Origin of the sequence: Onishia niordana, from assembly GCF_004798965.1 — a bacterium.
GTDB classification, from domain to species: Bacteria; Pseudomonadota; Gammaproteobacteria; order Pseudomonadales; family Halomonadaceae; genus Onishia; species Onishia niordana.
Genome location: NZ_SDSD01000106.1, coordinates 1 through 260, shown reverse-complemented (window position 1 = coordinate 260; position 260 = coordinate 1). Strand labels below are relative to the sequence as shown.

Here is a 260-nt window from a genome sequence, read left to right as displayed (position 1 = left end):
GTTTCTTCTTCCTGATGTTGTTTATCTTTAAGGAATGTAAAAACTTGATCTAGCATCCTCTCTATTAATGGTACGTTAGACTCCATGACTAGCTTAATGGCCAATTCATTTTTTTCCTTGTCCTCTTCCTCCTCCGAGTAATCGTAAACATTCAGCGTCAACACGATATCTTTGGTATATGCCTCAATCTGGGCCAAATAATTTATAATTTTATATGCCCTTCCGACAGAAATAGCATATTTATCCTTTAGCTCAACTGT

1 protein-coding gene is annotated in these 260 nt (G+C 36.2%); it reads right to left on the bottom strand.

Going from position 1 to position 260, the window contains the following annotated elements:
- The coding region (locus ETC27_RS18105) for a hypothetical protein (protein ID WP_205742787.1) at positions 1 to 260 on the bottom strand (260 nt) is incomplete at both ends.